Origin of the sequence: Frondihabitans sp. 762G35, from assembly GCF_002074055.1 — a bacterium.
In the GTDB taxonomy this organism is placed as follows: Bacteria; Actinomycetota; Actinomycetes; order Actinomycetales; family Microbacteriaceae; genus Frondihabitans.
Map to the genome: position 1 here is coordinate 2,399,872 of NZ_CP014619.1, position 25,393 is coordinate 2,425,264.

Below are 25,393 nucleotides of genomic sequence, written 5' to 3' on the forward strand. Positions count from 1 at the left end.
CGGCCGGTCGCCGTCGACGGCGTCAGGGGCGGGTCGACAAGCGTCAGCGCCGGTACTCCTGGTAGCGGTAGCCCCAGGCACCGGTGAGGAGCCCCGCTCCCCGCGCGAGGGTGCGCACGCCGCGGGCCCGCTGGCCGATGCGTCGGAGCGCCGTGCCCGCGACCAGGCGCGCCGCGCCTCCTGCGAGCCGGAGAGCTCCCTCGCCGCTGAGGCGGAGCCGGAGGCGCAGGCGCCCCGCCGCCCGGCCGTGCAGGATCAGCGACGTCATGGCCCAGCCGTTGCCGCTCGAGAACGCGCGCTGCACGACCCAGCGCCGCGTGACCCGCGCGGCGGGCACGACGTCGGTGACGACCGCGTCGGCGTGCCAGAGCATCCGGCCCCCGGCGCGCACGATCTGACGGGTGAAGAGGGTGTCCTCCCCGCCGAACGAGCCGAGGGAGACGTCGAAGCGGAGACCGGCGGAGCGCACGAAGCGGAGGTCGAGCAGCAGGTTATTGGTCGCTCCCACGTCGATCGCCGTGCCGGTGGGGAGCTGACGCCGGACGAAGAAGCGCCCCGCCTCGATCCACGCGTCGGGCGCGACCTGGTACTCGGAGACGACGGGCCCCACGACGGCCGCGGCCCGCTCGCGGTGCTGCAGGCCGACGAGGAGCGACAGCCAGCGGGCCGACGGGCGCTCGTCGTCGTCGATGAAGACGAGGAGGTCCTCGGTGGCGCTCTCGTCGAGGGCACGGTTGCGGGCCGCCGAGATCCCCGGCTCCGGTTCGTGCGCGTAGTCGATCTCGACGTCCTCCGACGCGGCGGCGGCCCGCTCGACGGTCTCCCGGGCGGACGCGTCCGGGTCGTTGTCGACGACGAGGACGCGCGTCGCGACGTCACCGGCCACGGCCGCGGCCTGCTCGACGAGCAGAGGCAGGATCGCCTCCAGGTCGTCCTTCCGGCGGAAGGTGAGGACGGCGATGGTGAGGGTCGTCATGACCCCATCCTGCCGTCTTCGACGAGTTCGTCGAGGCTGAGCCCGGCGACCGACAGGGCGAAGCCGGCGAGCCGGTCGACGAAGTGCCGCAGCGTGAGGTCCTCCTCGACGCTCCTGCGGGCCGCCTGGCCGAGGCGGACGGCGAGCGAGCGGTCCTCGAGCGTCCGCAGGAGGCGTTCGGCCAGGGCCTCCGCATCGCCGACCGGCACCAGGAACCCGGTCCGGCCGTCGTCGACGTAGTCCTCGATGCCGGGTGTCCGCGTCAGGACGACCGCGCGACCGACGGCCATGGCCTCGAGGGCGACGACGTGGCCCGAGGCGTGCAGGTTGTCGCCCGTCGCGTTCGCGAAGCACCAGGCGCGGGAGTGGAGGTCACGGAGCTCGTCCGGGTCGAGCCGGTCGAAGGTAGTGACACCCCGGGGCACGGCGGCGCCCGCGGAGCCCTCGTCCTGGACGACGAACTGCGCCCAGGGCATCCGGTCGCGCACGATCTCGACCGCAGCGTAGAGCGTCGCCAGGTCGCGGTGCCGATCGAGGCCCGCGCTGACGACCAGGGGCGCGTCGCCCGAGGGGAACGGTTCCGCGCGGAAGAAGTCGGAGTCGACCCCCGCCCGGAAGTACGCGATCCGCGGACCGTCGTCGCCGACGAACGCGCGGAGGGCGTCGACCTGGCCCCGGCTCGTCACCCAGAGGCCGTCGAGAGCCCGCAGGACCTCGCGCATCCGCCCGGGGTCGCGCCCCTCGCGGACGATGTCGGTGATCCACTGGACGCCCGTCACCATCGTCTGGCGCGGCTCCCTGAGTGCCAGACGCCGGCCCGCGTTCTCGTCCCAGGTGAGGCCGATGCCACCGCGCCGCGCACCGCCGGCGAGCAGAGGTCGGCGCCGGGGCAGGATCCGCCCGCGCACCTTCTCGCCGAGCGTCGGCTCCGAGAGCGAGCCCACGGTGGCGGCGGGGTCGACCTCGCGCAGGGCCTCCAGTCCGTGCGGCCACTCGCCGGGCGTCCTGCCGCGCTGGAACGCGTCGCGCCAGGCGTCCAGGTCGGTCTCGTGGGGGAAGAGGACGTCGAGCATCAGGCGGCCCTCCGCTCGGGGCGCGCGGGAGCGGCCGCAGGCCGACCGGATGCACGCGGGAAAGTAGGATGGGTGCCATCGCACGCCGGGCGCACGGGAGGGGACACCGCTTGGAAGGCCCCCGCAGCACCGCCGTGATCGTCGTCAACTACGGCTCCAGCGCTCTTCTCCGCTCGAACCTCGCGCCCCTGTCGCGGGCCCGTCCGGGCCTCCTCGTCGTGGTGGTCGACAACTTCACCGACGAGCGCGAGGCGGCGGCGCTCGGGGCGCTCGGTCGAGCGGAGGGCTGGGAGGTCGTCCTCTCCCCCGAGAACGTCGGCTTCGGGGCCGGCATGAACCTCGGAGCCGCTCGGGCGCTCGAACGCGGTGCCGGGACGCTCGTGCTCCTGAACCCCGACGCCCTGCTCTCGCCGGAGGCGTTGGACGCGCTCGCGGGCGAGGTCGAGCGGGAGCCCTCGGTGATGGTCGCCCCGCGCATCCTGCGACCCGACGGCTCGGTCTGGTTCGAGGGTTCCGACCTCTACCTCGACGACGGCCGCATCCGGTCCCGGCGCAGGCGCATCGAGGGAGCGCGCGTCGAGGAGTGGCTGAGCGGGGCCTGCGTGGCCCTCTCGGCCGAGCTGTGGAAGCGCTGCGGCGGATTCGACGAGGAGTACTTCCTCTACTGGGAGGACGTCGACCTCTCGCGCCGCGTGACCCGCGCCGGCGGCGCCCTCCGCGTGGCGAGCGACGTCGACGTCGTCCACGCCGAGGGCGGGACGCAGGGCGACGGCGCGGAGGAGACCGGCCAGGCGAAGTCGTCGACCTACTACTACTACAACATCCGCAACCGGATGCTCTTCGCCGCCCGCCACCTCGACGACGACGCCGTGCGGCGTTGGAGCCGTCAGGCGCTGCCGATCGCCTGGGAGGTGCTGCTGCAGGGCGGCCGGAGGCAGCTCGTCACGACGCCGTCGACCCTGCTCGTGGCTCTCCGGGCCGTCCGCGACGGTCGACGGATCGCTCGCGAGGGTCTCCGCCGGACGAACTGATCTCACTCCGCGTCGCTCGCGGAGGCGGGCGCCGCCGCGCGACGCTTCAGGTCGCGCGAGACGTACCAGAGGTCGGGCACGACCTGGCAGATCAGCACCGAGATCGCCGAACCCATGATGGGCCCCGCCGCACCGAAGGGGGCGATCAGGAACCACGACAGCCCGAGGTTCAGCGGCACCATGATGAGGATCGGGATCACCTGGAAGGTGAGCCCCGCCTTGTCGGTCATGTACATGCCGACCGGGTACTTCGCCGCCTGCATGGCCACGAACACGACGAACCAGACCAGGAGCCATGCGCTGAGCTGGATCCGGTCACCCGCGATGAAGTGCACGAGGAACGGCGACACCAGGGCCAGCGCCGTCCCGACCAGCACCGCCCCGAGCGTGAACCAGATCGTCGGCTTGGTCGGCGACTCGATGCGCCCCTGGGAGCGGGCCTTGGCGTAGTGCGGCCACAGGGCGATGCCGGAGGCCGCGATCGTCTGCAGGACGAGCCCGAAGAGCTGCGCGGCGAGGTTGTACTGCGCGAGGTCGTCCTGGGTGCCCGCGTGGCTGAGCAGGAGGCGGTCGGTCTGCAGCGTCAGCGGCATCGCGACGGTCTGGATGAGCATCGGCCACGCCAGGTGGATCGCCTTGACGCCCGGGTACGACCGGATGCGCGGTACGAGGCGGATCGCCTGGCCGACCTGCGGCGAGAGGGCGCGGGCGCCGATGGCGAGGCAGATGACCGACAGGAGGCTGTTCGCCACGTAGGAGACGACCGCGAGGTAGGTGCCTGCGGGCACGTTCAGCATGACGAAGGTGCCGATCACGAGCAGCATCGTGGGCGCGACGACGGCCTGGCTGGCCACCTGCACGTTCGTCTTCTTGAGACCGACCAGGATGCGCTGGCCGACGGTCATCGGGACGACGACCCCGTAGACGAAGAGGCAGAGCCCCGCCGCGATGTTGCCGCCGGGCAGAAGGCCCTTGCCTAGGAGGGCCGGCCACAGCCCCAGGACCGTGATGACGATCGACGCGACCACCATGATCCCGCCGGAGACGATCAGGATGCGGAAGGCGGTGACGATGGTCCGCTTGACCCGGTCGTCGGTGCGGGGCGACGAGGATCCTGCGACCGCGTTGATGACGACGGCCGCCATGCCGAGGTCGGCGAAGGGCAGGAGCGTCGGGAACGTCGAGAGGAGGCCGTACTGCACGTAGGCGCCCGTGCCGAAGTTCTGGAGGATGAGGCGGCTCGTGATGATCCCCAGGATGCCGGAGAGCGCCATCACGAACACCTTGACGGCAGCCGTCGACCCGACCGCGCCCATGGGGCCGCCGGCTCGGGGTCGGGTGGTCTCGGTGGAGGTCTTCGTGTCGGTCATGTTACCGGGGCCTCCACGGAGGAGCCGCGGTGGAGCGCCACGGCCCGGCGGTAGGCGCGGACGTGGTCGGCTCCCGCGACGTCCCACTCGCGGAGGGAGAGGTCGGGTCGGTCGGAGTCACCGAGAGCCGCCGCCCCGTCGAGGGCGGTCTCGATGTCGCGGGCGTCGAGGTCGCCGCGGAAGTGGTGGACCCACGACTCGCCGACCTCGTGGGCGAGGCGGCGCGTCACCTCGTTGTCCGGGACGAGCACGGGGCGGTCGAGGGAGAGGGCGGTCAGCGCCGTGCCCGAGTTGTGCATCTCGCGATAGGGCAGGACGACGAGCTGCGCGCTCGTCACGACGTCCACGAGCTCCGCGTCGTCGAGGAAGCGCGGCACGAGGGCGATCCGCTCGTCGAGGGACGCGAGCGCCGCGAGCTCGGCCTCGAGCTCCGGGGTGCTGGCCCGCCCCGCGGCCACCAGGCTGGCGTCGCTCCGGACACCGCGGAAGGCCTCGAGGAGTCCCTCGACCCCCTTGTAGCGGCGGATCAGACCGACGAACGCGGCCCGGCCCGGCACCCGGTCCTGCCGGGGGATCCCGGCGAACCAGTCGCGGTAGTGGCCGTGCGGGATGAGCTCGAAAGCCCGACCCTCGACCTCGGGAGTGTCGTCGTTGAGACGGATCCACAGCGCGGTGCGCCGTTCGATCAGGGACAGCAGGAGCCGCTCCCGCCGCGAGATCCCGGTGGGGAGCTCCAGGTTGTGCAGCGTCCGCACGATCGGGGTCCGTGTCGCCGCGAGCTTGGCGAGGAGCAGGAGGGTGAGCCCCTGCCGGGCGAGCTTCTTAGCAGGGCTGTGGCCCGAGACCAGGATTTCGGGCCAGTGCACGTGGAAGACGTCGGCGCGCTTCAGGAGCGCGGCGCGGAACGAGAACGTCCGGACGGCGACGCCGGGCTGCGCGGCGACCGCCCGGCCCAGCATCACCAGGTAGGGATTCGTGGTGGGCCGGGGCCGCGGGAAGGACTGCTGCACGATGAACGTGCGTCCTCCCGCGTCCCCGACCCGGCCGCGGATCCTCGTCACGGCTTGAAGGCGCTCAGCTGCGAGACACTCACGACCTGCGGGAGGTTCGTCGCGCTGCCGGAGAGGTAGCCGACCACGCCGACCCCGCCCGGATTCTGCAGGGCCGCGTAGCTGTCGGTGGCCGTCTCGGCCCAGGCCGTGGGCTCCGTGGTCCCGGTCGCCCAGATCTTCGCGCGGACCGTCGTCGGGGAGGTTCCCGTCGCCTGGACGCGGATCGTGAAGCTGGATCCGGCCGTGGCCGAGAGGCCGGCGATGTTCTTCTCCGCGACCAGGGTCGTGGCGGTTCCGCTGGCCTGGTACGAGAGCAGCGAGAGGCCGACGGCACCGTTCGACTGCAGGCGGGCCTGAGCGCGGTACTCGGTGTTCGTTCCCACCGTGCGGGCCACGGCGGAGACGTACGTGCCGCCACCGGTCGGAGCCTTGCTGGCCGCGAAGGTGAACGACAGGTCCGTGTTCGCCTGCGAGACGCCGTTCAGGTAGGCCGCGATCTGCGTCCCGCCGGTCGGCAGCGACAGCGCACCGGAGCCGTTGCTCACGGAGAGGTTCGACGCGCTGCCGACCCTCGTCCACGCGCCTCCGGCGTTCGCCGTCCCCCAGCCGCCCGTGACGGTCCGGGAGAACGCGTCGAGGGCGAAGGGGGTCCCGGCCGGGGCGGTGACGGTGACGGTCTGCGTGGCCTTGTTCGTGGCTCCGCCGTTGTCGGTCACCGTGAGCGTCACCGTGTAGGTGCCGGCCGCGGTGTAGGTGTGGCTGGTCGTCGCACCGGTCGCGGTCGCGCCGTCCCCGAAGGTCCAGGCGTACGAGGCCACGGTGCCGTCGGCGTCGGTGGAGCCCGTGCCGTCGGCGGTGATGGCCAGGTTCGACGCTGCCGTCGTGAACGACGCCACCGGCGGCTGGTTCGGCGCCGGAGCGACGGTGACCGTCTGCGAGGCGGTTCCGGTCGCGCCCTGGTTGTCCGTCACCGTGAGCTTCACGGTGTAGGTGCCCGCCGCGGCGTAGGTGTGGCTCGCCGTGGCTCCGGTGGCGGTCGCGCCGTCTCCGAAGGTCCAGGCGTAGCTCGCCACGGTGCCGTCCGGGTCGCTCGACGCGGTGGCGTCGACGGCCAGGGCCAGGTTGGTGGCGGTCGGCGTGAACGCGGCCGTCGGCGGGACGTTGGCCGGAGGCGCGACGGCCACCTGGGCGGACGAGGCGCCCGTGGCTCCCTGGTTGTCCGTCACGGTGAGCTTCACCGTGTAGGTGCCGGCCGCGGCGTAGGTGTGCGACGGCTTGACGCCGGTGCCGGTCGCGCCGTCACCGAAGTCCCAGGCGTACGAAGCCACGGTGCCGTCGGGATCCGACGACGCGGTCGCGTCGAACGCGGCCCCGAGGTTCGTCACGACGCTCGTGTACGAGGCGACCGGGGGCTGGTTGGCGGGCACGGTCACGGTGACCTGCTGCGTCGAGGAGCCGGTGGCTCCCTGGTTGTCCGTCACCGTGAGCTTGACCGTGTAGGTGCCGGCCGCGGCGTAGGTGTGCGACGGCTTGACGCCGGTGTCGGTCGTCCCGTCACCGAAGTCCCAGGCGTACGAGGCCACGGTCCCGTCGGAGTCGCTCGACGCGCTCCCGTCGAAGGCCACGGCCAGGTTGGTCGGCGTCGCGGTGAAGGTGGAGGTCGGCGCGGCGTTCGCCGGCGTCCCCCCGGCCCCGAGGGCGAAGTGCTGAGCCACCGTGGAGGCGTCGAGGGTGTGGTCGTAGACCGCGACCTCGTCGATCGTGCCCGGGAAGTAGGCGCTCGAGGAGCCCCACGTCGTGTCGCCGCCGACCTTCCAGTAGCCCTGGTAGGCCTGGGCCTGCGTCGTCGGGTTGGTGCCGATGAGGGCGCCGTCGACGTACAGCTTCAGACCGTCGGAACCCTGGGTGGCGACGACGTAGTGCCAGGTGCCGTCGTTGTAGCTGGCCGGGGTGGTGACGGTGTTCGTCTGGCCGGTGTACGTGCCGAAGACGAGCTGACCGTTGTCCTGCATGTAGACGTGGCGGTCGTAGGCGCTCGACTGACCGGTCTGGTTGTTGCCGAAGCCGATGATCTTTCCACCGGTCGTCGTCGTGGTCTTGAACCACGACTCCAGCGCGTACGTCTCCGGGTCGTTGTACGACTGCGAACTCACGACCTGGCCCGACGACCCGTCGAGGGTCGCCGCGTGGTTGGACGTGCCCGCGAGAGCGCCCGGAGCCTGCTGCGTCACGCCGCCGACGTAAAGGCCGTCGGACTGCGTGTTGCTGGCGTCCTTCGCCGTCGCGGAGCCCGCGGCGTCGTCGAGGCGCCAGTAGAGGCTCGGGTTGTCGGTGAAGACCCGGTTGCCGTAGGCGTCGGCCGGGGCCGTGGCGAGCGTCGTCGTGTTCCCGGCGGCGATCCACTGGGCGTCGACCTGGTTGCGCGAGAGCGCGGTCGGGTAGACGGACACGTCGTCGATGGCGCCGGCGAAGAAGTTCGCGCCGTTCCACGAGGAGTCGCCGCCGACCCGCCAGTAGCCCTGGTAGTTCTGCGCGGAGGAGTTCGAGCGCGAGCCGACCAGCTTGCCGTCGACGAAGAAGGTCTGACCGGCGGAGGAGAGCGTGCCGATCACCTGGTGCCAGGTGCCGTCGTTCAGGGCCTTGGGGCTCGTGATGATCTCGGTGTTGCCGTCGTAGACGCCGAAGTTCACCTTGCCGGACGGGTCCATGTAGATGTGACGGTCGTAGTTCGACGAGGTGCCGGTCTTCGTGTCGCCGAAGCCGACGATCTTGCCTCCGGCGGTCGTGGTGGTCTTGAACCAGGCCTCGACCGAGAAGGTCTGCGGTCCCTGGACGGCCGTCTGCGTGGCGGCGAGGCCCGAGGCGTCACCCGAGAACGTCGATCCGGTGCTGCCGTCCGTCGCCGACCCCGCGGTTCCGCGGCTCACGCCCGTTCCCGCGACCAGGTCGTTGTAGCCGACGTTGTCGTAGACCGCGGTGCCGGAGGCCTCGTTGAGGCGCCAGAGCGACGAGGCGCCCTGCGCCTGGACCGTCTTGGTGTAGTTCGACGGCTGCGCGCTGGTGACCGTCGCGAAGGCGGAGTCGCCCTTGACGGTGTTCCCGAAGGAGTCCGTCGCGCTGATCCGGTAGCTGTACTGGACGCCCGGCGTGAGGCCGGTGTCGACGAAACCGAGGTTCGGCCGCTGCCAGAAGTTCGACGTCGCGGTGGTCGTGTAGACGGGGGTGGCCCCGCCGTTGCGGTAGACCTTGTAGGTCAGGAGCGCGTTGTCGCGGTCCCAGTTCGCGGCCCAGCTCAGGCGCACGGTCCCGGAGGAGAGCGACACGGCCGACGGCACGAACGACGAGCCGGTGACCATCGGGCCCTGCTTGTTCGTCGACAGCGACGAGACCGCGAAGCGGGTCAGGCCCTGCTGCGCCGAGCCGTTGACGGTGGTGAACTCGCCGCCGTAGACGACGTACTGCGAGTTCGACGACGCCGCGACGCTCCAGGGGCCCTGCGACTGGCCGGTGAAAGTGCCCGTGTTGAAGTCCGGGTACCAGTTCAGGAGCGACGGGGTCGGGTTGCCGGCGTAGTCGTAGTAGCCGCCGTACGGGTTCGTCGTCGCGGTGCCGGTGGCCGCCTTGCTGAAGGCCAGCGCGCGGTGGAAGGTCCAGGTGGGCTCGGTCTGCGGGAAGCCGCCGACGTTGCCGCAGTAGTGCGGGTGGCCCGCGATGTACTCGGCGTTCGCCGTGGTGGCGACGGAGTACGTGTCACCGTGGCAGTCCTCGACCCAGGTCAGGGTCCCGGTCGCCCAGTCGGCACGGAACGAGCCCTCGAGGTTGCCGCCGGCTCCGAAGACGTAGCCCGAGCCGTAGAGGCCGTCGGCGTCCGAGGAGAGGCTCGTGATGCCGGCCTGCGTTCCGCCGTTGCGGATGAGGGTGTTGACGTTCCAGGGCAGGATCGCGGCCGAGGTCGGGTCGACCGCTGCCAGGCCGTAGCCGGGGTTGCTCGAGCCGTTGAGCGTCGTGAAGCTGCCGCCGACGACGACCTTCGACGAGTCGGGCGCCAGCGCGAGCGACGAGACGTCGCCGCCCTGGGCGTTGGGGTTCCAGGGCTGCAGCGCGCCGTTCGTCGCGGACAGCGCGGCGACCTTGTTGCGCACGCTGCTGCCGACGGAGCTGAAGGCGCCGCCCACGTAGACGGTCGACGCCGTCGCGACTACGGCGTTGACGGTCGCGTTCGGAGTCGGGGCGAAGGTCTTGATCAGGGCGCCGGTCGAGGGGTTGAGCGCGGCGACCCGGTAGGAGTTGGTGCCGTTGACGCTCGTGAAGGCGCCGCCCACGTAGAGCACGCTGCCGTCGGGCGAGGTCGTGATCGACTTGACCTGCGCGTTGAGGACCGGGTTGAACGTCGTGATGAGCGCGCCGGTCGTGAGGTTGTAGGCGAGCAGGTAGGCCTGGCTCGTCGTGTTCGTCCCGGCGGCGGAACCGGCGGGGCGGACCGTCGTCCAGTTACCACCCGCGTAGACGACGTTGCCGACGATCTTCTGCGACCAGACGACGCCGTTGATCTGCGGCGTGGGGAGGGCATCCGCCGTGACCGTGGTCGGCGTCGCCGGCGACGCCGGGTCGACGGGCGCGGAATCCGCCGAAGCGGGCTGAGCGATCAGAAGACTGCTCAGGACGATTGCTGCGGCGGAAACGGCTGCGATGCTCGGAAGGCGCAGGCGATTCGGCACGGATTTCCCCATGGGGTGCCTCATTCGGGTCGGGTAAGCCGTGATTTCGGGTCACGTCTGTGAAACACGTGAATTTCGGGTTCACGAACGCACGACAATTCGGGTATCGGGCGTTATGCCGACTATAACTGTCCCCCGGTCGGGTGCCATACCCCCCTAATGGGGCACGTTCACCCCCCGTTCACCCGCGCGACGGGGGGAGTCAGCGCGGAGCGGCCCCGCGGAACGCGGTGACCGGCGTCCCCGCCCGGTAGTCGACGGTGATCGTGACGTCGCTCCGGGCCGACTCGGCCAGCGTGAAGGTGAACGTCGCCGTCGCCGTCTTCCCGGCCGCGACCGACGCGGGGAACGCCTTGCGGACGCTGACGAGCTCGTTCGCAGGAGTCGCCTCGGGCCCCGAGGTCACGTTGACGACGACCGTGTCGAGCGCGAGCGCGGACGCCCCCTCGTTGCGGAGCTCCACCTGGAACCGGATGGCCGGCCCGGACACCTCGCCGATGCCGGAGGCCTTGCCCTGGACCGCGGCCAGCCCCGCGACCCGGACGACGATGCCCTTGGTCGGCGAAGCCGTCTGGCCGATCGGCGCGGGGGACGCCACGGTCCCGGGGCCCGCGGTCGGCAGCGGCGCAGCCGAAGCGGAGGGCGAGGATCCGGGTGCACCGGAGGCCCCGGGGCCGGCCGAGGCGGACGACCCGGGCTGGCCCTGGGACGACGCCCCGGCCGAGGACGACGGCGAGGTCGCGGGAGCCGGGGCTCCTGCGCCGCGGACGACGAGGACCACGACGAACGCGACGATCAGCGCGAGGACGATCCCCGTGACGACGAGGGCGACGAGTCGGCCCCGCCGGGGGTCGAGGGCGGGAGTGACGGCTTCGGGGCGCCCGTCGGCGCGGTCGTCGGGGTCGAGGTCGGCCATGACGGCTCCTTGGGGGCGAGGGGGCGGGCATCGCGCGGGGAGCCGCGGCGAGCGGTCACGAGCGGGATCGCGACGAGTCCGAGCGCGACGGCCATCGCCCGGTAGCTGGTGAGGAACGGGCCGAAGACGAGGAACCAGATGCTCAGGGCGACGAGGAACGCGCCGACAGCGCTGGTGGAGCGGTGCGCCACCTGGTGGACGAGGCCCCAGACGAGCAGCACCGCGACGACGACCGACAGCACGAGGCCCGCGATCCCGAAGGCCGCCCACAGGTCGCCGAAGACCGAGTGCAGCTCGACCTGCGAGCCGAAGAGGTAGCGCTCGACGTAGCCGTTGTTCGGGGCGTAGCCGATGTCGGCCATTCCGCTCTTCGCCTCGAGGATCTGGTTCGGCGTCAGGCCGACCCCGGCCCCGAACCCGGCGGGATGGTGCGACATCAGCGCGAGCGTGGCCGCGAGCTCCGGCCGTCCGCCGAGGATCAGGGAGCCGGACGTCTCGATCTGCGCGATCGACCTCGCCTGCGTGGCGGCACCGAGGAACCCGCCGAGGATGAGCGCCTGACCGACGTTGTAGACGACGACGGCGAGCACCGCGATGCCGATGAGGAGCCGGACGACGGAGCCGCGCGGGCTCCGGCGCCGGAGCGGGACCTGGACGGCGACGATCACGAGCGCGAAGAAGAGCTCGCCGAAGAGCGAGCGCGAGTCGTGGCCCGCCGAGTAGGCGGCGAGCGCGAGGAGCACCGCGATCTCGACCCACCAGCGCCGCAGCCGCTGGGCGAGAGCCAGGGCCAGCACCGTGAGGGGGAGGGCGAAGGAGAATTTCCACGGGTTGGACGAGAACTGCGCGTCGAGCGGGTAGATGCCGACGACGAGACCGATGCCGAAGGCGATGCCGATCGACGAGGGTCGCAGGATGCCCCGGGCCCAGAGCACCACGCCGATGGCCGTGACGAAGGAGACGAAGACGGCGATCGACGAGATGACGTCCCCGCTCGCGGCCGGGTTCGTCGACCGGTGCGCGAGGAGGAGGACGACGCCCGAGGCGAGGGTCGCGAGACCGAGCGCCACGAGGATCCTGCCGCCTCGGAAGCGGAGGAAGGCCGGAGCCCAGAGGGGCAGCAGCACGACGGCCACGAGCTCGCCCACGGTGACACCCTGCGGCAGCGGGATCCGCACGCCGATGGAGGCGACCGCGACGACGGCGAGGACCTTGACCCAGGTGCGCGTCTCACCCGTCGGCTCGTCGCCCGAGACGGCGGCGGCGAGCAGCCCGCGACGCCGCGGGGGCACCCCGGTCACGGCTCTCTCGGCGACGGTCATGGCGTCAACACTAAGGGTCGGAGGCGGAGAGGCCAGCCCGCGAGCGGGCGCCCCCCGAACGTGGGAGCCCCGAGTGGGGACTGCCGCTGACGCCGACCGCGCTGGAAAATTGCTGATGAACCCGCTTAGAATGCCTCCACTCGCAACAGGAACGAGTTCTCTCGATGCGCTCCACCACCGCACAGCACCGCTCCTCGCGCCGGTTCGCCGCGCTGATCCCCGCGAGTGGCCTGGTGCTCGGACTGGTGCTCGCCGCCGTCGTCCCGGCGCAGATCGCGCACGCCACGCCCTCGGTCGTCGCCTCCGACCAGTTCGGGCGCACGGTGTCGGGCAGCTGGGGCAGCGCCGAGCGCGGGGGCGCCTACTCGGTGATCAAGGACGCCTCGACGAAGCTTCAGGCCTCCAGCAACGTGGGCCGGATCATCAACCTCGGTCGGGCGCGCGCCGTGACGGCGACCCTCCGTCAGGTCCAGGCCCTCAACGTGGACGTCCAGGGCGTGCTCGGTCTCCCGGGCCGGGCGCCGCTCGTCTACCAGGGCTGGGAGATCCGCCGGCAGGCGAACGGCACGGCCTACCGCGGCCGCCTCGACGTGCTCAAGGGCGGCCAGGTCAACCTCACCGTCTCCCGCCTCGATCCCGGCAACGTCGAGCTGTCCATGGCCCGCGTCAAGCTCCCGTTCACGGCCACGACCGACACCCGCATCGCGGCCGAGTTCCAGGTCACCGGCACCAGCCCCGTCACGGTGACGGCGCGCGCGTGGCTCGTCGGCACGCCCCAGCCCGACTGGATGATCACGACCAAGGACTCGACGACCCGCCGGATCAACCACATCGGCAACGTCGGCATCTGGCAGTACGCGAGCGCCTCCAACCCCGGGCCCATCTCGACGACCAACGACTCCCTCGTCGTCACGCGCGACCCAGACGTCACCGTCACGTCGACCCCGACCGCTCCCCCGGTGACCCCGGCACCCTCGACGGCTCCCGCCCGCGGCTCCGTCGCGGTCGGAGCGGCCTCCTACCCCGTCCCCGACGGCTCCCTCTTCGTCTCCCCCTCGGGCGACGACCAGGCGGCAGGATCCGAGGGCGCCCCGCTCCGCACCCTCGCGGCGGCCATCTCCCGCGTCGTCTCCGGCCAGACCATCGTGCTCCGCCAGGGCGTCTACAACGAGCAGGTCAGCGTCCCCGAGTCCAAGCAGAACGTCACGATCGAGAACTACCCGAAGGAGGCCGTCTGGCTCGACGGCTCCGTGCCGATCACGAACTGGCAGCAGACCGGCTCCACCTGGACGACCCCGTGGAGCACGTTCTTCCCGAACACCCTCGACGGCGTGGCCGACAACCCCTACTTCGTGAACACCGGCTCCTACCCTCTCGCCGCCCGCGCCGACATGGTCTTCGTCGACGGAGCGCAGCTGAAGCAGGTCGCCTCGGCCTCGGCCGTCACGGCGGGCACCTTCGCCGTCGACCAGAACGCCAGGACGATCACCATCGGGTCGGATCCTGCGGGCCACGAGGTGAGGGCGAGCAACCTCCAGCAGGCGATCTACGCGAAGTCGACCGGCACGACCCTCCAGGGCTTCGGCGTGCGGCGCTACGCGACGCCCTACAACGTCCGGGGAGCCCTCCGGCTCGGCGGCAAGGGCGAGACCGCGCGGAACATCGTCATCCAGGACAGCGCCACGACGGGCATGAACTTCGAGAACGACGACATCACCCTCGACCACCTCACCGTGCAGCGGAGCGGGATGCAGGGCCTCGGCGGCAACGCGGCCTACAACCTCGAGCTGACGAACTCGATCGTGAGCCAGGCGAACCTCGAGCACTTCAACGAGGCGCCCGTCTCCGGCGGCGTGAAGATCACCCGGTCCCGCGACATCACGATCCGGAACAACGACTTCACGAAGAACTACAGCTTCGGGCTCTGGCTCGACGAGTCCTGCTACGACGCGACGATCGTCCACAACAGCATCACCGGCAACCAGGGACACGGCCTGGAGGTCGAGATCTCCGCCCACGCGCTGATCGCCGACAACGTCGCCACCGGGAACGGGAAGTCGGGCATCCGGCTGCTCGACACGAGCGACTCGCAGATCGTCAACAACGACATCGGCGGGAACGGCGTGTTCGGACTCCAGCTCTCGCAGGATCAGCGCCGCGAGGCCGATCTCACCGTGCCCGGCCACGACCCGAGGCGCCCCAAGCCCGACGCCTCGTTCACCTGGCTGACGCAGAACAACCTCGTCGCCAACAACCGGTTCGGCTCGGGCGGCCAGTTCCAGATCTACGCGCTCGACAACTGGACGGGCATCCCGGTCGACGACTGGAAGCTCACCGTGACCGGCAACCTCTTCACCTCGTCGCAGGCGACGCTGTTCGCCTGGGGCGGGTCCGACAAGGTCACGCTGACCCGGTTCAGCAGCCCCGGCGCCCTCGCCGCGGCCAAGGGATCGTCGTGGACGAACGCGCAGACGTCGACGTCGCAGCCCGTCGAGGCGATGGCGGTCGACATGTCGTCGACCATCGCCCTGCCGCTGCCCGCCGACATCGCAGCGGCCGTGGGACAGCCCACCGGCACGAAGCACATCGGGACGTTCTAGCGGGGCTGCGCTCCGCGCTGGGGCGTCTCACCCGCGAGACTCCACGACACGCCGCTGCCGCGCGAAAGTGAGCGGCGAGTCGTGGAGTCTCGGCGGGGCCGGGCGGACGCGGGCACGCGTCTCCCCCGCGAGACTCCACGACACGCCGCTGCCCCGCGAAAGTGAGTGGCAAGTCGTGGAGTCTCGGCGGGCCGGGCGGGGCGAACCGGGCCGGGGCGGGCCGGGCGGGACGCGTCAGCGGCCGGGCAGGAGCGCCGGGGTCGCTTCGATCGCGTCGGCCGTCCGGTCGAGCTCGCGCTCGGTGCGCTCGAGGAACGCCGTCATCGCGGCCGTGTCGAGATCGCCCGACGCGTCGAGCACCCGGGCCAGAGCGGCCGTGTACTGCTCGTAGATGACGGTGCAGGCGCGTGCGCCCTCGTCGCTGAGGTGCAGGAGGAGGCTCCTGCGGTCGTCGGGGTTCGGGCTGCGCTCGATGAGGCCGGCGCTCACGAGCCGGTCGGTCATGGCCGTCACGGCCCCGGTCGTGATGTCGAGGCTCTGCGCCAGGAGCTTCGGGGTCGTGTGCTCCCCCTGCTCGATGAGCATCACGGCGTTGAACTCCTGGCCGCTCAGACCGACGCTCGCGCTGAGGACGGCGCGCAGGCGACGGTGAGCCGTGTCGGCCCCGGCCATGGCGCGGGCGATGTCGAGGACGACGGGGCTGTCCGACGAGAGGCGGGGCGGCGCGTCGAGCGCCGCGGCCGTCTGGGCGGGGGCTTCGAGTGGCACGGGGTTCTCATCTCGGGAGGTCGGGGGTGATGACGGCGTCGCCCGGGGGGCGTGACTCCATGTTCGCAGCCGACGGGTGTTCGGTTCCGCCCCACTAGTGGGGGTTTCGGTCGATGCGCGAGTTTCCGCATCATTGAGTTGCTTGATCGACGAGTAATCAGTCTACCCCGACAAGCCACCCACAGAGCGGCTCATCGAGACCGACCACCTCACGATCAAGGGATACTCCGAATGTCCAGCACCCTCCACGCCGCGGCCAAGGCCAAGCGTCTCCGTTTCGCTCCCCTCGCCATCGCGACCGGTGTCCTCGGGGCCGTCCTGCTCTCGGTCTCGATGTCCGGCACCCTGTCGGGCTTCGTGGCCTCCATCACGAACTCGACGAACACGGCGGCGACCGGCGCCCTCGTCATGCAGGAGACCAACGCCGGTGCGACCGTCACCTGCACCTCCACCGACGGCGGCTCCGCCTCCACCAACGCGGCCACCTGCTCGACGATCAACAAGTTCGGCGGGTCGACCACGATGATCCCGGGCCAGACCGTCACCACCCCGATCTCCATCAAGAACACGGGCTCCGTCGCCGCGAACACCTTCACGCTCACCCCGGGCACGGCCTGCACGCAGTCGAACAGCGGCGCGATCAACGGCTCCGCCACCGACCTCTGCGCCAAGATGATCGTCGTCGTGACGAACACCACCGCCAACACGACCGTCTACTCCGGCACACTGGCCGGCCTCGCTTCCGCCGGCGCCCTCCCCCTCCCCGCCGCGGCCGCCGGCGCGTCGACCGGCTTCAGCTTCGCCGTGACGCTCCCCTCCACCGCAGGCAACACCTACCAGGGCCTCGCCGCCTCGCTGCCCCTCACCTGGACCTTCTCCAGCTAGCAGCACCGCCCCCAGCAGCCCACCCGGACGGCGAGAGAGTCGACACCATGACGGACGTCACGAGGATCGAAGCGGTCACCCCCACCGCCGAGATCTCAGGAGCCCCGGCTCCCCTGGACCACCCCACCAGGCTTCGTCGCACCGTCCGCCCGTCGACCGTCGCTCTCTGGGTGGGCACGTTGGTCGTCCTCGCGATCGTCGCCGCCGCCCTCGTCTTCCAGGCGCACGGCGGCCGATGGTTCGTCGTGCAGACCCCGTCCATGGGCACGGCCGCCCCGGTCGGGACGCTCGTCCTGACGGTTCCCACGCCGATCTCCGACATCCGCGTCGGCGACGTCGTCACGTTCCGCCCGCCGACCGAGCGCGGCGTCGTCTACACGCACCGCGTCGTGACGGCAGGAGCCCCGGGCCTCGGCACCCGCGGCGACATCAACGGCGCCACCGACCCGTGGACCCTCGCCCAGGGCGACCTCATCGGCCGCGTCTCCCTCGCACTCCCGGTCGCCGGCTGGGTCGCCCGGGCCTTCCCGATCCTCCTCGTGGGGACCGCCTTCGTCCTCTTCGCCACCCGCCTCATCGCGGCTCCGGCCCGCCGGGTGTCCTTCCGGATCCTCGGCTTCTCGATGCTGGCGTCGCTCACGGTCTACGTGCTCCGCCCGCTCGTCGGCCTCGTGGTGCTCACGACGTCGGTGTCGGGGGCAGGAGCCACGGCGCAGGTCGTCTCCACGGGCATCCTGCCCATCCGCGTCTCCGCGAAGGGCGGCTCCTCCGTCGACCTCGTCGCCGGGCAGGTCGGCAGCGTCACGGTGCCCTCCCTCGCCGATCTCGGGCACTACAGCCTCTCCTCGGCCCTGAACCTCACGGTGCCCGAGTGGTTCGTCTTCGCCGCCGTGTGCTCGATCCCCCTGCTCTGGTGCTTCGTCGTCGGGCTGCCCGCCACCCCGGGCCCCGTCGCCGACGAGGACCCGACCGCCTGAGCACCCGCGCCGGAGCGGCGGTGCGCCAGACCGGCGGTGCGCCAGACCGGCGGTGCGTCAGACCGGCGGTGCGTCAGAGCGCGGTGATCTCCCAGGACGCCGCGTGGCTCGCGCCGGGCTCCAGCCGCACGAGGTCAGTGCCCGACGAGAACGCGTCCGGCGGGCACGTCATCGGCTCGACGGCGAGGCCGAGGCGGCTGACGGCGGGGTCGGGACGGTCGGCCGTGTGGATCTGCACCCAGGGCAGCTCCTCCCCCCATGTCATCGACACGCCAGTGCCGGAGGGAGCGGTCACGATGACCGTGGCGTCCCCGCCGGATGTCCGCTCGAGGCCGGTGAACGCGTGGTCGACGAACACGTCGCCCAGCACCCGCGGGGAACGGAAATCGAACTCCACACGCGAGGCGACGTCGCCGAGCGCGGTCGGGATCAGGCGGTCCTCCGTCACGTCGAGGAACCTCGACGCGGGCAGCTCGAGGGTCCAGTCGTCGACGCGGCCCGGACCCGCGACGAGGTAGGGGTGCGGCGCCGTGCCGTAGGGAGCCGCCACGTCGCCCCGGTTGACGGTCTCGACCGTGGTCGAGAGGCCCGAGTCGGACAGCGCGTACGTCACCGTCACGTCGAGCGGGAACGGGTAGCCGTCGCTCGGGACGACCTCCGCCGTGAGCACCACCGACGACGCCGTCGCCTCCTGCACGTCGAACCGGCTCCACACGAGCAGGCCGTGGAGGGCGTGCCCCCGCTCCGGCTCCGTCAGCGGCAGCCGGTGCTCGACGCCGTCGAACGTGTACGTCCCGTCGACGATCCGGTTGGGCCACGGAACCAAGACGGCGCCCCGGTAGGCGGGACGCACCTCGTCCGCGTCGAAGGGCACCACGAGGTCGCGTCCGTCGTACGTCAGGGTGCGGAGCGTCGCCCCCACCGCGGCGATGGTGGCGCTGTAGGGCCCGTGGTCGATGGTGATCTGCCGGCCGCTGAGGGGCCGGGCATCCTGCGTGGTCATCGGAACTCGTCTTTCGTCTCGGGGCTGCCAGGATACGGGGCGCAGGATGCCCGGCCGATGCTCTCAGGCGCGGGCGAGCCGCACCACGTTCCACGACACCGGCGGGAGGACCACGGACAGCACGGTGCCGTCCCAGCTCGTGTCGGGATTCGCCAGGGGCGCGACGGAGTCGGCGGTGTCGACCGTGACCGTGAGGTAGGGATCGGGGTTGCTGAGCTGGGTGGCCTCGACCAGGCGGGACTCGCCGAACGCGCGGGTGTCGATGGCGATGGTGACCGGCTCCGTCAGCGAGCGGTTGACCGCGAAGACGGCGACCTCGCCCGTCTCGGGATCGTGGGTCGCGACCGCGTCGACGCCGGGGACGTCGCCGTACTTCGCGGTCTCGTGCACGGGAGCCGTCAGCTCGACGCGGAGGACGTCCCCGACGGCGAACCGCGAGGCCTGCGCGAACGGGTGGAAGGTCGTCTGCCGCCAGCTCCGCCCGCCCGTCTCGGTCATGATGGGCGCGATCACGTTGACGAGCTGCGCGAGCGAGGCGCTGGCGACCCGGTCGCTGTGCTTCAGCAGCGAGATGAGCAGGCTCCCGACCACGACGGCGTCGGCGACGCTGTACTGGTCCTCCAGAAGAGTCGGAGCGACCGGCCAGTCGTTCTTCGGGGCCTGGCTCGCATCCCCGTTGAGGTACCAAACGTTCCACTCGTCGAACGAGATGTTGATCCGCTTGCTGCGCTTCTTCGCTGCTCGGACGTGGTCGACGCTCGCCACCACGTCCTCGATGAAATGATCCATCTCGACGGCGGAGGCGAGGAAGCTGGCGAGGTCGCCGTTCTCCTCCCAGTAGTAGCCGTGGGCCGAGATGAGGTCGACCTCGTCGTAGGACTCCTCGAGCACCTCCCGCTCCCAGGTGCCGAAGGTCTCGATGGCGGAGCCCGAGCTGCCGCAGGCGACGAGGGTGAGCCGGTCGTCCATCATGCGCATCGCTCGCGCGGTCTCGGCCGCGAGGCGGCCGTATTCGCGCGCCGTCTTGTGGCCGATCTGCCACGGACCGTCCATCTCGTTGCCGAGGCACCAGAACGTGATGTCGTAGGGGTCCTCGGCACCGTTCCGCTTGCGGAGGTCGGAGTGGAACGAGCCCCCGGTGCCGTTGGCGTAGTCGAGGAGATCGACGGCGTCCTGGACGCCCCGCGTCCCCAGGTTGACGGCCATCATCGGCTCGACGCGGGCCTTGCGCGCCCAGCGGACGAACTCGTCGAGGCCGACGGTGTTGGGCTCGGTGGAGTGCCAGGCCAGATCGCGGCGGGCCGGACGCTGATCGACCGGGCCGATGCCGTCCTCCCAGCGGTAGCCGGAGACGAAGTTGCCACCGGGGTAGCGGACCGTGGAGATGCCGAGCTCGCGGACGAAGGCGAGGACGTCGCCACGGAAGCCGTCCTCGTCGGCCGTCGGGTGCCCCGGGTCGTGGATGCCGCCGTAGACGCAGCGCCCCAGGTGCTCCACGAAGGTGCCGAAGGTCTGGCGGGAGACGGGCGCGACCACGAAGGAGGGATCGAGGCTGAGACGGGCGTGGGGCATGGGGCTCCTGTCGGTACATCGTTGTAACGCGTGTGCGGACCAGTCTTCCGAACGCCGCCGCGGGCGTCAAGGCCGGTGCCGCGCGGGCGGCTCCGCCCGCACCGCGGGGGCGCGGGCTCGGAGAGCGGCCCGCCCCGGGGGCAACTCAGGCGTTCTGTCGCGGGACGGCCGCGGGGTCGGCCCACGGCTGCCGCCGCGCGACCGATCCCCTGAGAAGCCGACGCGGCGCACGGCGGCGCGCCCGCACGAACGACGGGAGGCCGACCCTCAGGTCGACCTCCCGTGCAGTGCGCGTGTACGACGCGTCAGACCGTGACGGCCCCGAGAACCTCGTCGAGCAGGGCCGAAGCCTCCTCGTCGGTGGACTTCTGCGCGAGCGCGAGCTCGGAGATGAGCACCTGGCGTGCCTTGAGGAGCATGCGCTTCTCCCCGGCGGACACGCCGCTGTCCTGGTCGCGGCGCCACAGGTCGCGAACGACCTCGCTGACGCTGTAGACGCTGCCGGAGCCCATCTTCTCGGTGTTGGCCTTGAAGCGACGCGACCAGTTGCCGGGCTCCTCGACGTGGTCGCTGCGGAGAACGTCGAAGACGGCCTCGACGCCCTTGGCGTCGATGACGTCACGGACGCCGACCAGATCGACGTTGTCGACCGGCAGCTCGATCATGAGATCGCTGGCGTGGACGTTCAGAGTGATGTATTTCTTCTCGACGCCTTTGATGGTGCGGGTCTTGACCGCGGTGATGGTTGCAGCGCCGTGGTGGGGATACACGACGGTCTCCCCTACTTCGAAAATCATCTAGTAGTGCCTCTGTCCTCATGTGGTGCTTCGACTCGGCCGGGCTGACTCGGGCGGGTCGAAACGTAGACCGTTGCCGGGCATCATCTCGGCAGTCTTACCATTCTACCCGATAAAGGCGTTGTATGATGCCGCGCCCGCGTCCGGGCGGGCGTCCCCCGGCGACGCCGCGGAGGCGAGCCTGCCAGAATGACGGGACCATGGCCATCAGTCGTCGACACCTTCTGGCGGGGTCCCTGTCGGGAGCGGGCATCCTGCTGCTCTCGGCCTGCACGGAGCCGAGCCCCGGGCCCACGGCGTCGCGCGCACCCCAGACCCCCACGCCCACCCCGACGACACCGCTGCCGGGCATCACCCCGACGGCCTTCCGGCGGAGCTCCTGGGGCACGGATCCCTACGCGTACGGCTCGGCGAGCCGCCTGACGGCCTCGTCGACCGACGCCGACCGCACCACTCTCCGCGGCTCCCTCGCCGACAAGCTCTTCTTCGCGGGCGAGGCCGTCGCGGCCACGGAGCCCGGCACGGTCATGGGTGCACGCTCCTCGGGCCTCCAGGCCGCCGCCGAGGTCGCGGCCGTCGCGCAGCCGGGCGAGCGCATCGCCGTGGTGGGGGCCGGCATGGCAGGAGCCACGGCCGCCCGCGACCTCGCCGACCGGGGCTTCGACGTGGTCGTGGTCGAGGCGCGCCACCGCATCGGCGGCCGCATCGCGTCGTACACCGGCGACGAGTGGCCGATCGAGGTGCAGCTCGGCGTCTCGACGCTCTTCGGCGACGGCGCTCGAGCACTCACGACCCTGCTCGAGGCGGGCGGTGTGACCCAGGTCCCGCTCACGGCGACGCAGACGGCACGCGCGGGGTCCACCACCTCCGCGGCTCCCGCCTCCGGATCGGTGCTGCGCGCCCTCGCCGAAGCGGAGTCGTGGGCCGCGAAACGGGGCGGCGTGACGGTGGCCGAGGCCCTGACGTCGTCAGGAGCCGCGGGTCGCCTCTCGAGCACGCCCGACGCCGCGGGTGTCTCCGACCGCGACCGGCTGGCGTTCGTCCTCGACGACCTCGTCCCGGCCCGCTTCGGCCTGCAGCCCGACGCCCTCTCGGGGTCGGTCCTCGACGAGACGCTCGTGCCGGGCGACGCGACCCTCGTCACGAAGGGCTTCGCCGACTACATCACCGCTCAGCTCCGCGATCTGGACGTCCTGCGCGGGAGCAACGTGACCCAGATCGACTACGGCAACGAGGGGGTCGGGCTGCGCCTCGTGACGGGCGAGTCGCTCTCGGCGGACCGCGTCGTGTCGACGATCCCGCTCGGCGTCCTGCAGAAGCGCAAGGTGGTCTTCCGGCCCGCCCTGCCCGACGACCACCTCGCGGCGATCGACGCGCTGGGCATGGGCGTGCAGGACGTCCTGTGGCTCCGCTTCGACCAGCGCTACTGGTCGACCGACGCGTCCGTGTGGGCCGTGCTCGACGAGTCGGCCACCTACCGGACCTGGCTCAATCTCGAGCCCGCCACGGGGTTCCCGATCCTGGTCGCCGTGACCGGGGGCGACTCCGCCGCCGAGACGGAGAAGCTCAGCGACACGGATGCCCGGAACGCCGCCCTCGGCAGCATCGTCGGCTACTTCGACCTGATGCCGGCGACCTCGTCGCCCACACCCGCCCCGACCCCCTCGGGCTGAGTCCCACCCCCGGGGCTCGCCGTCGGCGACGCCGTCCGATGGCGGAGCAGGTGCGACGGCCTCGCCCTGCTCAGCCCGATCAGGGCGGTCAGCACAGCGAGGAAGATGGCCAGGACGATCCCGTTGTAGAGCTCGAACTGCTGCGGGCTGACCTGGGCCGGATCCAGGAAGAAGTAGGGGTACCACCGCACCTGCCGACCCCGGACGACCGTGAAGACGCCCCAGACCACCGGGTAGATCAGGACGAGCCAGAGGGTCCGCCAGCGGACCGGGGTCCGGCCGGGGGCGAGCAACCAGTCGAGAAGGACGTATCCCGAGAGCCAGAAGTGGAGGACCTGGCTCGACGTGGGGAACGCCAGCGAGTAGTGGTGGCTGGCCGACTGGCTGACGATGACGGCGAAGACCACCCCGGAGACGACCACGTAGGTGGTCACGACGGCGTGGACGGCGGCGAACCAGCGCGGGTCGCTCCGGCCCCGGATCGTCAGGAGCCCCGACACGACGAGCACGACGACGTTGGCCATCGCACTCTGCTGGGTGAAGTAGCTGAAGTAGTTCGCCGTGGCGAAGGTGGAGAAGCCGAGGACGTACTGGAAGTTCGCCACGAGGGCGAGGACGGCGACCACGGCGGCCGCGAGCCGGAGCGACCCGAACACGCGGAACGACGCGGTGGACTGCACTCGCCACCTCTTCCGCTCTCGTCGTGTCTGCATCCGGGTCGCGCACCGAGACGACGACGGCCGCGACGACAACGACAGTAGCGAGAAGACCCGGGAGCGCGGTGGTGACGGCGGGTAGGTCCTCGCCGGCCGGGTCAGTCCTCGGCGGCGTTGAACCGCTCGAGCCCGCGGGCGAGGCGGTCGATCTCGTCGTCGGTCCAGTCGGCCAGGCGTCGCTCGAGCGCGTCGTGGTTCGCGCGCAGGGAGCGGTCGAGGAGGTCGCGGCCGCGCGGGGAGATCGCGAGGGCCTGTCCGCGGCCCGGAGCCGCGGCTCCTGCGCCGGGGGGTTCGATGAGGCCGAGTCCCTCGAGATCGGCGAGCTGGCGGGAGACGGTCGAGCGGTTGAGGCGGAGCGCTGCAGCGATGTCGATGGCGCGACAGTCGGGCGTCGCGTTGATGAACGTCAGGAGGGTGTGCTGCACCACGGTGAGCGGCTCGGAGGTCCGGCGGCTCCGCGCGACGGCGCGGCGCGAGATCGCCTCCATCTGGAGGTAGACGGCGCGCATGCGGTCGTCGCGTCGGGGGGCCATGTTCCCGATCGTACCGATCGGGTGTACAGTCGTTTTTTGTTGCATCATGCAACAGTAGCGCGTCGACGCCGACCGCCCCGAACCCACCACCGACAGAGAGGCACCAGGTGTCGACCGAGACCGCCCCCGCCCGCAGCACGCAGCAGCTGGAGCTGCACAGCACCCCGACGACCGACCCGCACGGGCATCCTGCGAGCCACCGCCTGACCTCCGCCTCGCGCCCGGCCGTCCGGACCGTGCTCGGGACCCCGCTCGGCGTCTTCAAGGCCTTCGGCGCCGCGGTGCTCGTGCCGCTCTTCCTGGCGGTCGGCATGTCGCTCGCCTACCTCGGGGCGTTCCACCAGCCGACGCCGCACGAGCTCCCCGTCGCGATCGTCGGCTCGTCGGCCGAGACGCAGGTGTTCGCGCAGACGCTCGCCGACAGGGACCCCGACGGCCTGAGCGTCCGGACCGTCGCGACCGACGCCGAAGCGCGCCGCCTCGTGGCGGATCGCACTCTGACCGCGGCGTACGAGCCGACGAGCGCCTCCGCCACCCTGCTCGTCTCCACCGCGGCCTCGGAGACGAGCGCCAACGTCGCGCAGAAGATCTTCCTCCCCGTGGCCTACTCGCAGAAGCTGCCGTTCACCGTGGTCGACGTCGTGCCGACGGCGACGCACGACTCGACCGGGCAGGGGCTGTTCTTCCTGCTCGTCGGCCTCAGCGTCGGCTCGTACGCCACCGCCGCCGCCGTGGCCGCGTTCGCCGCGCGCCTCGGGATCCGCTGGTCGCTCGTCGTCTCGGCCGTCCTGTCGGCCGTGGTCGCCGGCATCGCCCTGACGGTCGCCGGTCCGATCTACCAGGTCGTCGACGGGCACGTCTGGTCGACCTGGCTGCTCGGCTGGCTCTACTCGCTGGCCATCGTCCTCATCGGCGTGGGCCTCCACCCGGTGCTCCGGCACTGGACGACCGCGGCGCTCACGATGCTCTTCGTGATGCTGAACTTCACCTCGTCGGGCGGCATCTTCGCGGTGCACCTCATGCCGCCGTTCTTCGCCGCCCTCAACGGCTTCTGGAACGGGGCCGCCTGGCTCGACGCGGCGCAGACGCTGCAGTACTTCCCGGGTCGCGCCTTCGGTTTCGACGTGCTCCGCCTCGCGATCTGGGCCGCCGTCGGTCTCGCCCTGACGCTCCTCACGCACCTGCTCAGCCGCCGTCGCGTGCGCCTCGCGAACGAGCGCGTCGCCGTGCGCGAGGAGGAGAACGTGGTCGCCGCCTGACCCCGCTCCACCGAGCGGCGCGGGCCGCTCCGCACCAGTCCGGGAAGGTCTGTCTCGATCAGGATTTCGGGTCGCCGAACAGGCCCGGAACGCTGGCACCGCCGCTCTTCGGCTGACAGGTTGGAGGGGCAAAGCGCCTCTCGCGCGGCCGG

At 71.4% G+C, this 25,393-nt stretch carries 18 protein-coding genes; 6 read left to right on the plus strand and 12 right to left on the minus strand.

The window, feature by feature from the left end:
• Positions 1-43 precede the first annotated feature (43 nt).
• Both AS850_RS11435 and AS850_RS11440 read right to left on the minus strand, forming a co-directional pair.
• A complete protein-coding gene (locus AS850_RS11435; protein ID WP_119869236.1) occupies positions 44-976 on the minus strand; it encodes a glycosyltransferase family 2 protein in 933 nt (310 codons plus the stop codon).
• Positions 973-2,049: a glycosyltransferase family 4 protein gene (locus AS850_RS11440; protein ID WP_119869237.1), complete on the minus strand. Its 1,077-nt coding sequence runs from the start codon at positions 2,047-2,049 to the stop codon at positions 973-975. Before AS850_RS11440 ends, AS850_RS11435 begins: the two co-directional genes overlap by 4 nt.
• 110 nt (positions 2,050-2,159) lie before the next feature.
• Between AS850_RS11440 and AS850_RS11445 the strand changes: the two genes are divergently transcribed.
• Positions 2,160-3,080 carry a glycosyltransferase family 2 protein gene (locus AS850_RS11445; RefSeq protein ID WP_236940694.1) on the plus strand — a complete coding sequence of 307 codons (921 nt, stop codon included), beginning with the start codon at positions 2,160-2,162 and terminating at the stop codon, positions 3,078-3,080.
• A 2-nt stretch (positions 3,081-3,082) separates the two neighbouring features.
• On the opposite strand, the gene AS850_RS11450 is transcribed toward AS850_RS11445, so the two are convergent.
• The 4 genes from AS850_RS11450 to AS850_RS11465 form a co-directional block, all read right to left on the minus strand.
• Complete coding sequence (locus AS850_RS11450) at positions 3,083-4,450, minus strand: lipopolysaccharide biosynthesis protein (protein ID WP_119869239.1); 1,368 nt, start codon at positions 4,448-4,450, stop codon at positions 3,083-3,085.
• Positions 4,447-5,511, minus strand: coding sequence for a glycosyltransferase (locus AS850_RS11455; protein WP_236940695.1), 1,065 nt, complete (start codon positions 5,509-5,511; stop codon positions 4,447-4,449). Before AS850_RS11455 ends, AS850_RS11450 begins: the two co-directional genes overlap by 4 nt.
• Positions 5,508-10,232, minus strand: coding sequence for a PKD domain-containing protein (locus AS850_RS11460; RefSeq protein ID WP_119869240.1), 4,725 nt, complete (start codon positions 10,230-10,232; stop codon positions 5,508-5,510). Before AS850_RS11460 ends, AS850_RS11455 begins: the two co-directional genes overlap by 4 nt.
• Before the next feature lie 783 nt (positions 10,233-11,015).
• Positions 11,016-12,458 (minus strand): hypothetical protein, encoded by a 1,443-nt coding sequence (locus tag AS850_RS11465; protein WP_119869241.1) that lies wholly within the window; start codon positions 12,456-12,458, stop codon positions 11,016-11,018.
• A 164-nt stretch (positions 12,459-12,622) separates the two neighbouring features.
• Here AS850_RS11465 and AS850_RS11470 point away from each other — a divergent pair, with 164 nt between their 5' ends.
• Positions 12,623-15,058: a right-handed parallel beta-helix repeat-containing protein gene (locus AS850_RS11470; protein ID WP_119869242.1), complete on the plus strand. Its 2,436-nt coding sequence runs from the start codon at positions 12,623-12,625 to the stop codon at positions 15,056-15,058.
• Between the two features lie 234 nt (positions 15,059-15,292).
• Here AS850_RS11470 and AS850_RS11475 read toward each other — a convergent pair whose 3' ends face one another.
• Positions 15,293-15,826 (minus strand): MarR family transcriptional regulator, encoded by a 534-nt coding sequence (locus AS850_RS11475; protein WP_119869243.1) that lies wholly within the window; start codon positions 15,824-15,826, stop codon positions 15,293-15,295.
• Positions 15,827-16,057: 231 nt separating this feature from the next.
• Between AS850_RS11475 and AS850_RS11480 the strand changes: the two genes are divergently transcribed.
• Positions 16,058-16,711: a hypothetical protein gene (locus tag AS850_RS11480; protein ID WP_119869244.1), complete on the plus strand. Its 654-nt coding sequence runs from the start codon at positions 16,058-16,060 to the stop codon at positions 16,709-16,711.
• A gap of 47 nt (positions 16,712-16,758) precedes the next feature.
• Positions 16,759-17,688: a signal peptidase I gene (locus AS850_RS11485; RefSeq protein ID WP_119869245.1), complete on the plus strand. Its 930-nt coding sequence runs from the start codon at positions 16,759-16,761 to the stop codon at positions 17,686-17,688.
• 73 nt (positions 17,689-17,761) lie between these two features.
• Here AS850_RS11485 and AS850_RS11490 read toward each other — a convergent pair whose 3' ends face one another.
• The 3 genes from AS850_RS11490 to AS850_RS11500 all read right to left on the minus strand — a co-directional run bounded on the left by AS850_RS11490 (position 17,762) and on the right by AS850_RS11500 (position 21,060).
• Positions 17,762-18,691, minus strand: a complete 930-nt coding sequence (locus tag AS850_RS11490) for an aldose 1-epimerase family protein (RefSeq protein WP_119869246.1) — start codon at positions 18,689-18,691, stop codon at positions 17,762-17,764.
• Positions 18,692-18,754: 63 nt separating this feature from the next.
• A complete protein-coding gene (gene arfA, locus AS850_RS11495; RefSeq protein ID WP_119869247.1) occupies positions 18,755-20,263 on the minus strand; it encodes an arabinosylfuranosidase ArfA in 1,509 nt (502 codons plus the stop codon).
• Positions 20,264-20,568: 305 nt separating this feature from the next.
• A complete protein-coding gene (locus AS850_RS11500) occupies positions 20,569-21,060 on the minus strand; it encodes a CarD family transcriptional regulator (protein ID WP_119869248.1) in 492 nt (163 codons plus the stop codon).
• Positions 21,061-21,260: 200 nt separating this feature from the next.
• Here AS850_RS11500 and AS850_RS11505 point away from each other — a divergent pair, with 200 nt between their 5' ends.
• Positions 21,261-22,733, plus strand: a complete 1,473-nt coding sequence (locus AS850_RS11505; protein ID WP_164088440.1) for a flavin monoamine oxidase family protein — start codon at positions 21,261-21,263, stop codon at positions 22,731-22,733.
• Here AS850_RS11505 and AS850_RS11510 read toward each other — a convergent pair.
• Together AS850_RS11510 and AS850_RS11515 are read right to left on the minus strand one after the other, a co-directional pair.
• On the minus strand, positions 22,673-23,413 hold the full coding sequence (locus AS850_RS11510) for a Pr6Pr family membrane protein (protein ID WP_119869250.1): 741 nt from the start codon (positions 23,411-23,413) through the stop codon (positions 22,673-22,675). The genes AS850_RS11505 and AS850_RS11510 overlap by 61 nt on opposite strands.
• Positions 23,414-23,547: 134 nt before the next feature.
• Positions 23,548-23,982, minus strand: coding sequence for a MarR family winged helix-turn-helix transcriptional regulator (locus AS850_RS11515; protein ID WP_164088441.1), 435 nt, complete (start codon positions 23,980-23,982; stop codon positions 23,548-23,550).
• Positions 23,983-24,089: 107 nt separating this feature from the next.
• Here AS850_RS11515 and AS850_RS11520 point away from each other — a divergent pair, with 107 nt between their 5' ends.
• Positions 24,090-25,241: a hypothetical protein gene (locus AS850_RS11520; RefSeq protein ID WP_119869252.1), complete on the plus strand. Its 1,152-nt coding sequence runs from the start codon at positions 24,090-24,092 to the stop codon at positions 25,239-25,241.
• The last annotated feature ends 152 nt before the right edge of the window (positions 25,242-25,393 follow it).

Excerpts from the sequence above, each read along its gene's own strand:
- AS850_RS11480 (WP_119869244.1), top strand. The coding sequence starts at position 16,058 with ATGTCCAGCACCCTCCACGCCGCGGCCAAGGCCAAGCGTCTCCGTTTC.
- AS850_RS11440 (WP_119869237.1), bottom strand. The coding sequence starts at position 2,049 with ATGCTCGACGTCCTCTTCCCCCACGAGACCGACCTGGACGCCTGGCGC.
- AS850_RS11470 (WP_119869242.1), top strand. The coding sequence starts at position 12,623 with ATGCGCTCCACCACCGCACAGCACCGCTCCTCGCGCCGGTTCGCCGCG.
- AS850_RS11515 (WP_164088441.1), bottom strand. The coding sequence starts at position 23,982 with ATGGCCCCCCGACGCGACGACCGCATGCGCGCCGTCTACCTCCAGATG.
- AS850_RS11485 (WP_119869245.1), top strand. The coding sequence starts at position 16,759 with ATGACGGACGTCACGAGGATCGAAGCGGTCACCCCCACCGCCGAGATC.
- arfA (WP_119869247.1), bottom strand. The coding sequence starts at position 20,263 with ATGCCCCACGCCCGTCTCAGCCTCGATCCCTCCTTCGTGGTCGCGCCC.
- AS850_RS11500 (WP_119869248.1), bottom strand. The coding sequence starts at position 21,060 with ATGATTTTCGAAGTAGGGGAGACCGTCGTGTATCCCCACCACGGCGCT.
- AS850_RS11435 (WP_119869236.1), bottom strand. The coding sequence starts at position 976 with ATGACGACCCTCACCATCGCCGTCCTCACCTTCCGCCGGAAGGACGAC.
- AS850_RS11490 (WP_119869246.1), bottom strand. The coding sequence starts at position 18,691 with ATGACCACGCAGGATGCCCGGCCCCTCAGCGGCCGGCAGATCACCATC.
- AS850_RS11460 (WP_119869240.1), bottom strand. The coding sequence starts at position 10,232 with ATGGGGAAATCCGTGCCGAATCGCCTGCGCCTTCCGAGCATCGCAGCC.
- AS850_RS11465 (WP_119869241.1), bottom strand. The coding sequence starts at position 12,458 with ATGACCGTCGCCGAGAGAGCCGTGACCGGGGTGCCCCCGCGGCGTCGC.
- AS850_RS11505 (WP_164088440.1), top strand. The coding sequence starts at position 21,261 with ATGGCCATCAGTCGTCGACACCTTCTGGCGGGGTCCCTGTCGGGAGCG.
- AS850_RS11450 (WP_119869239.1), bottom strand. The coding sequence starts at position 4,450 with ATGACCGACACGAAGACCTCCACCGAGACCACCCGACCCCGAGCCGGC.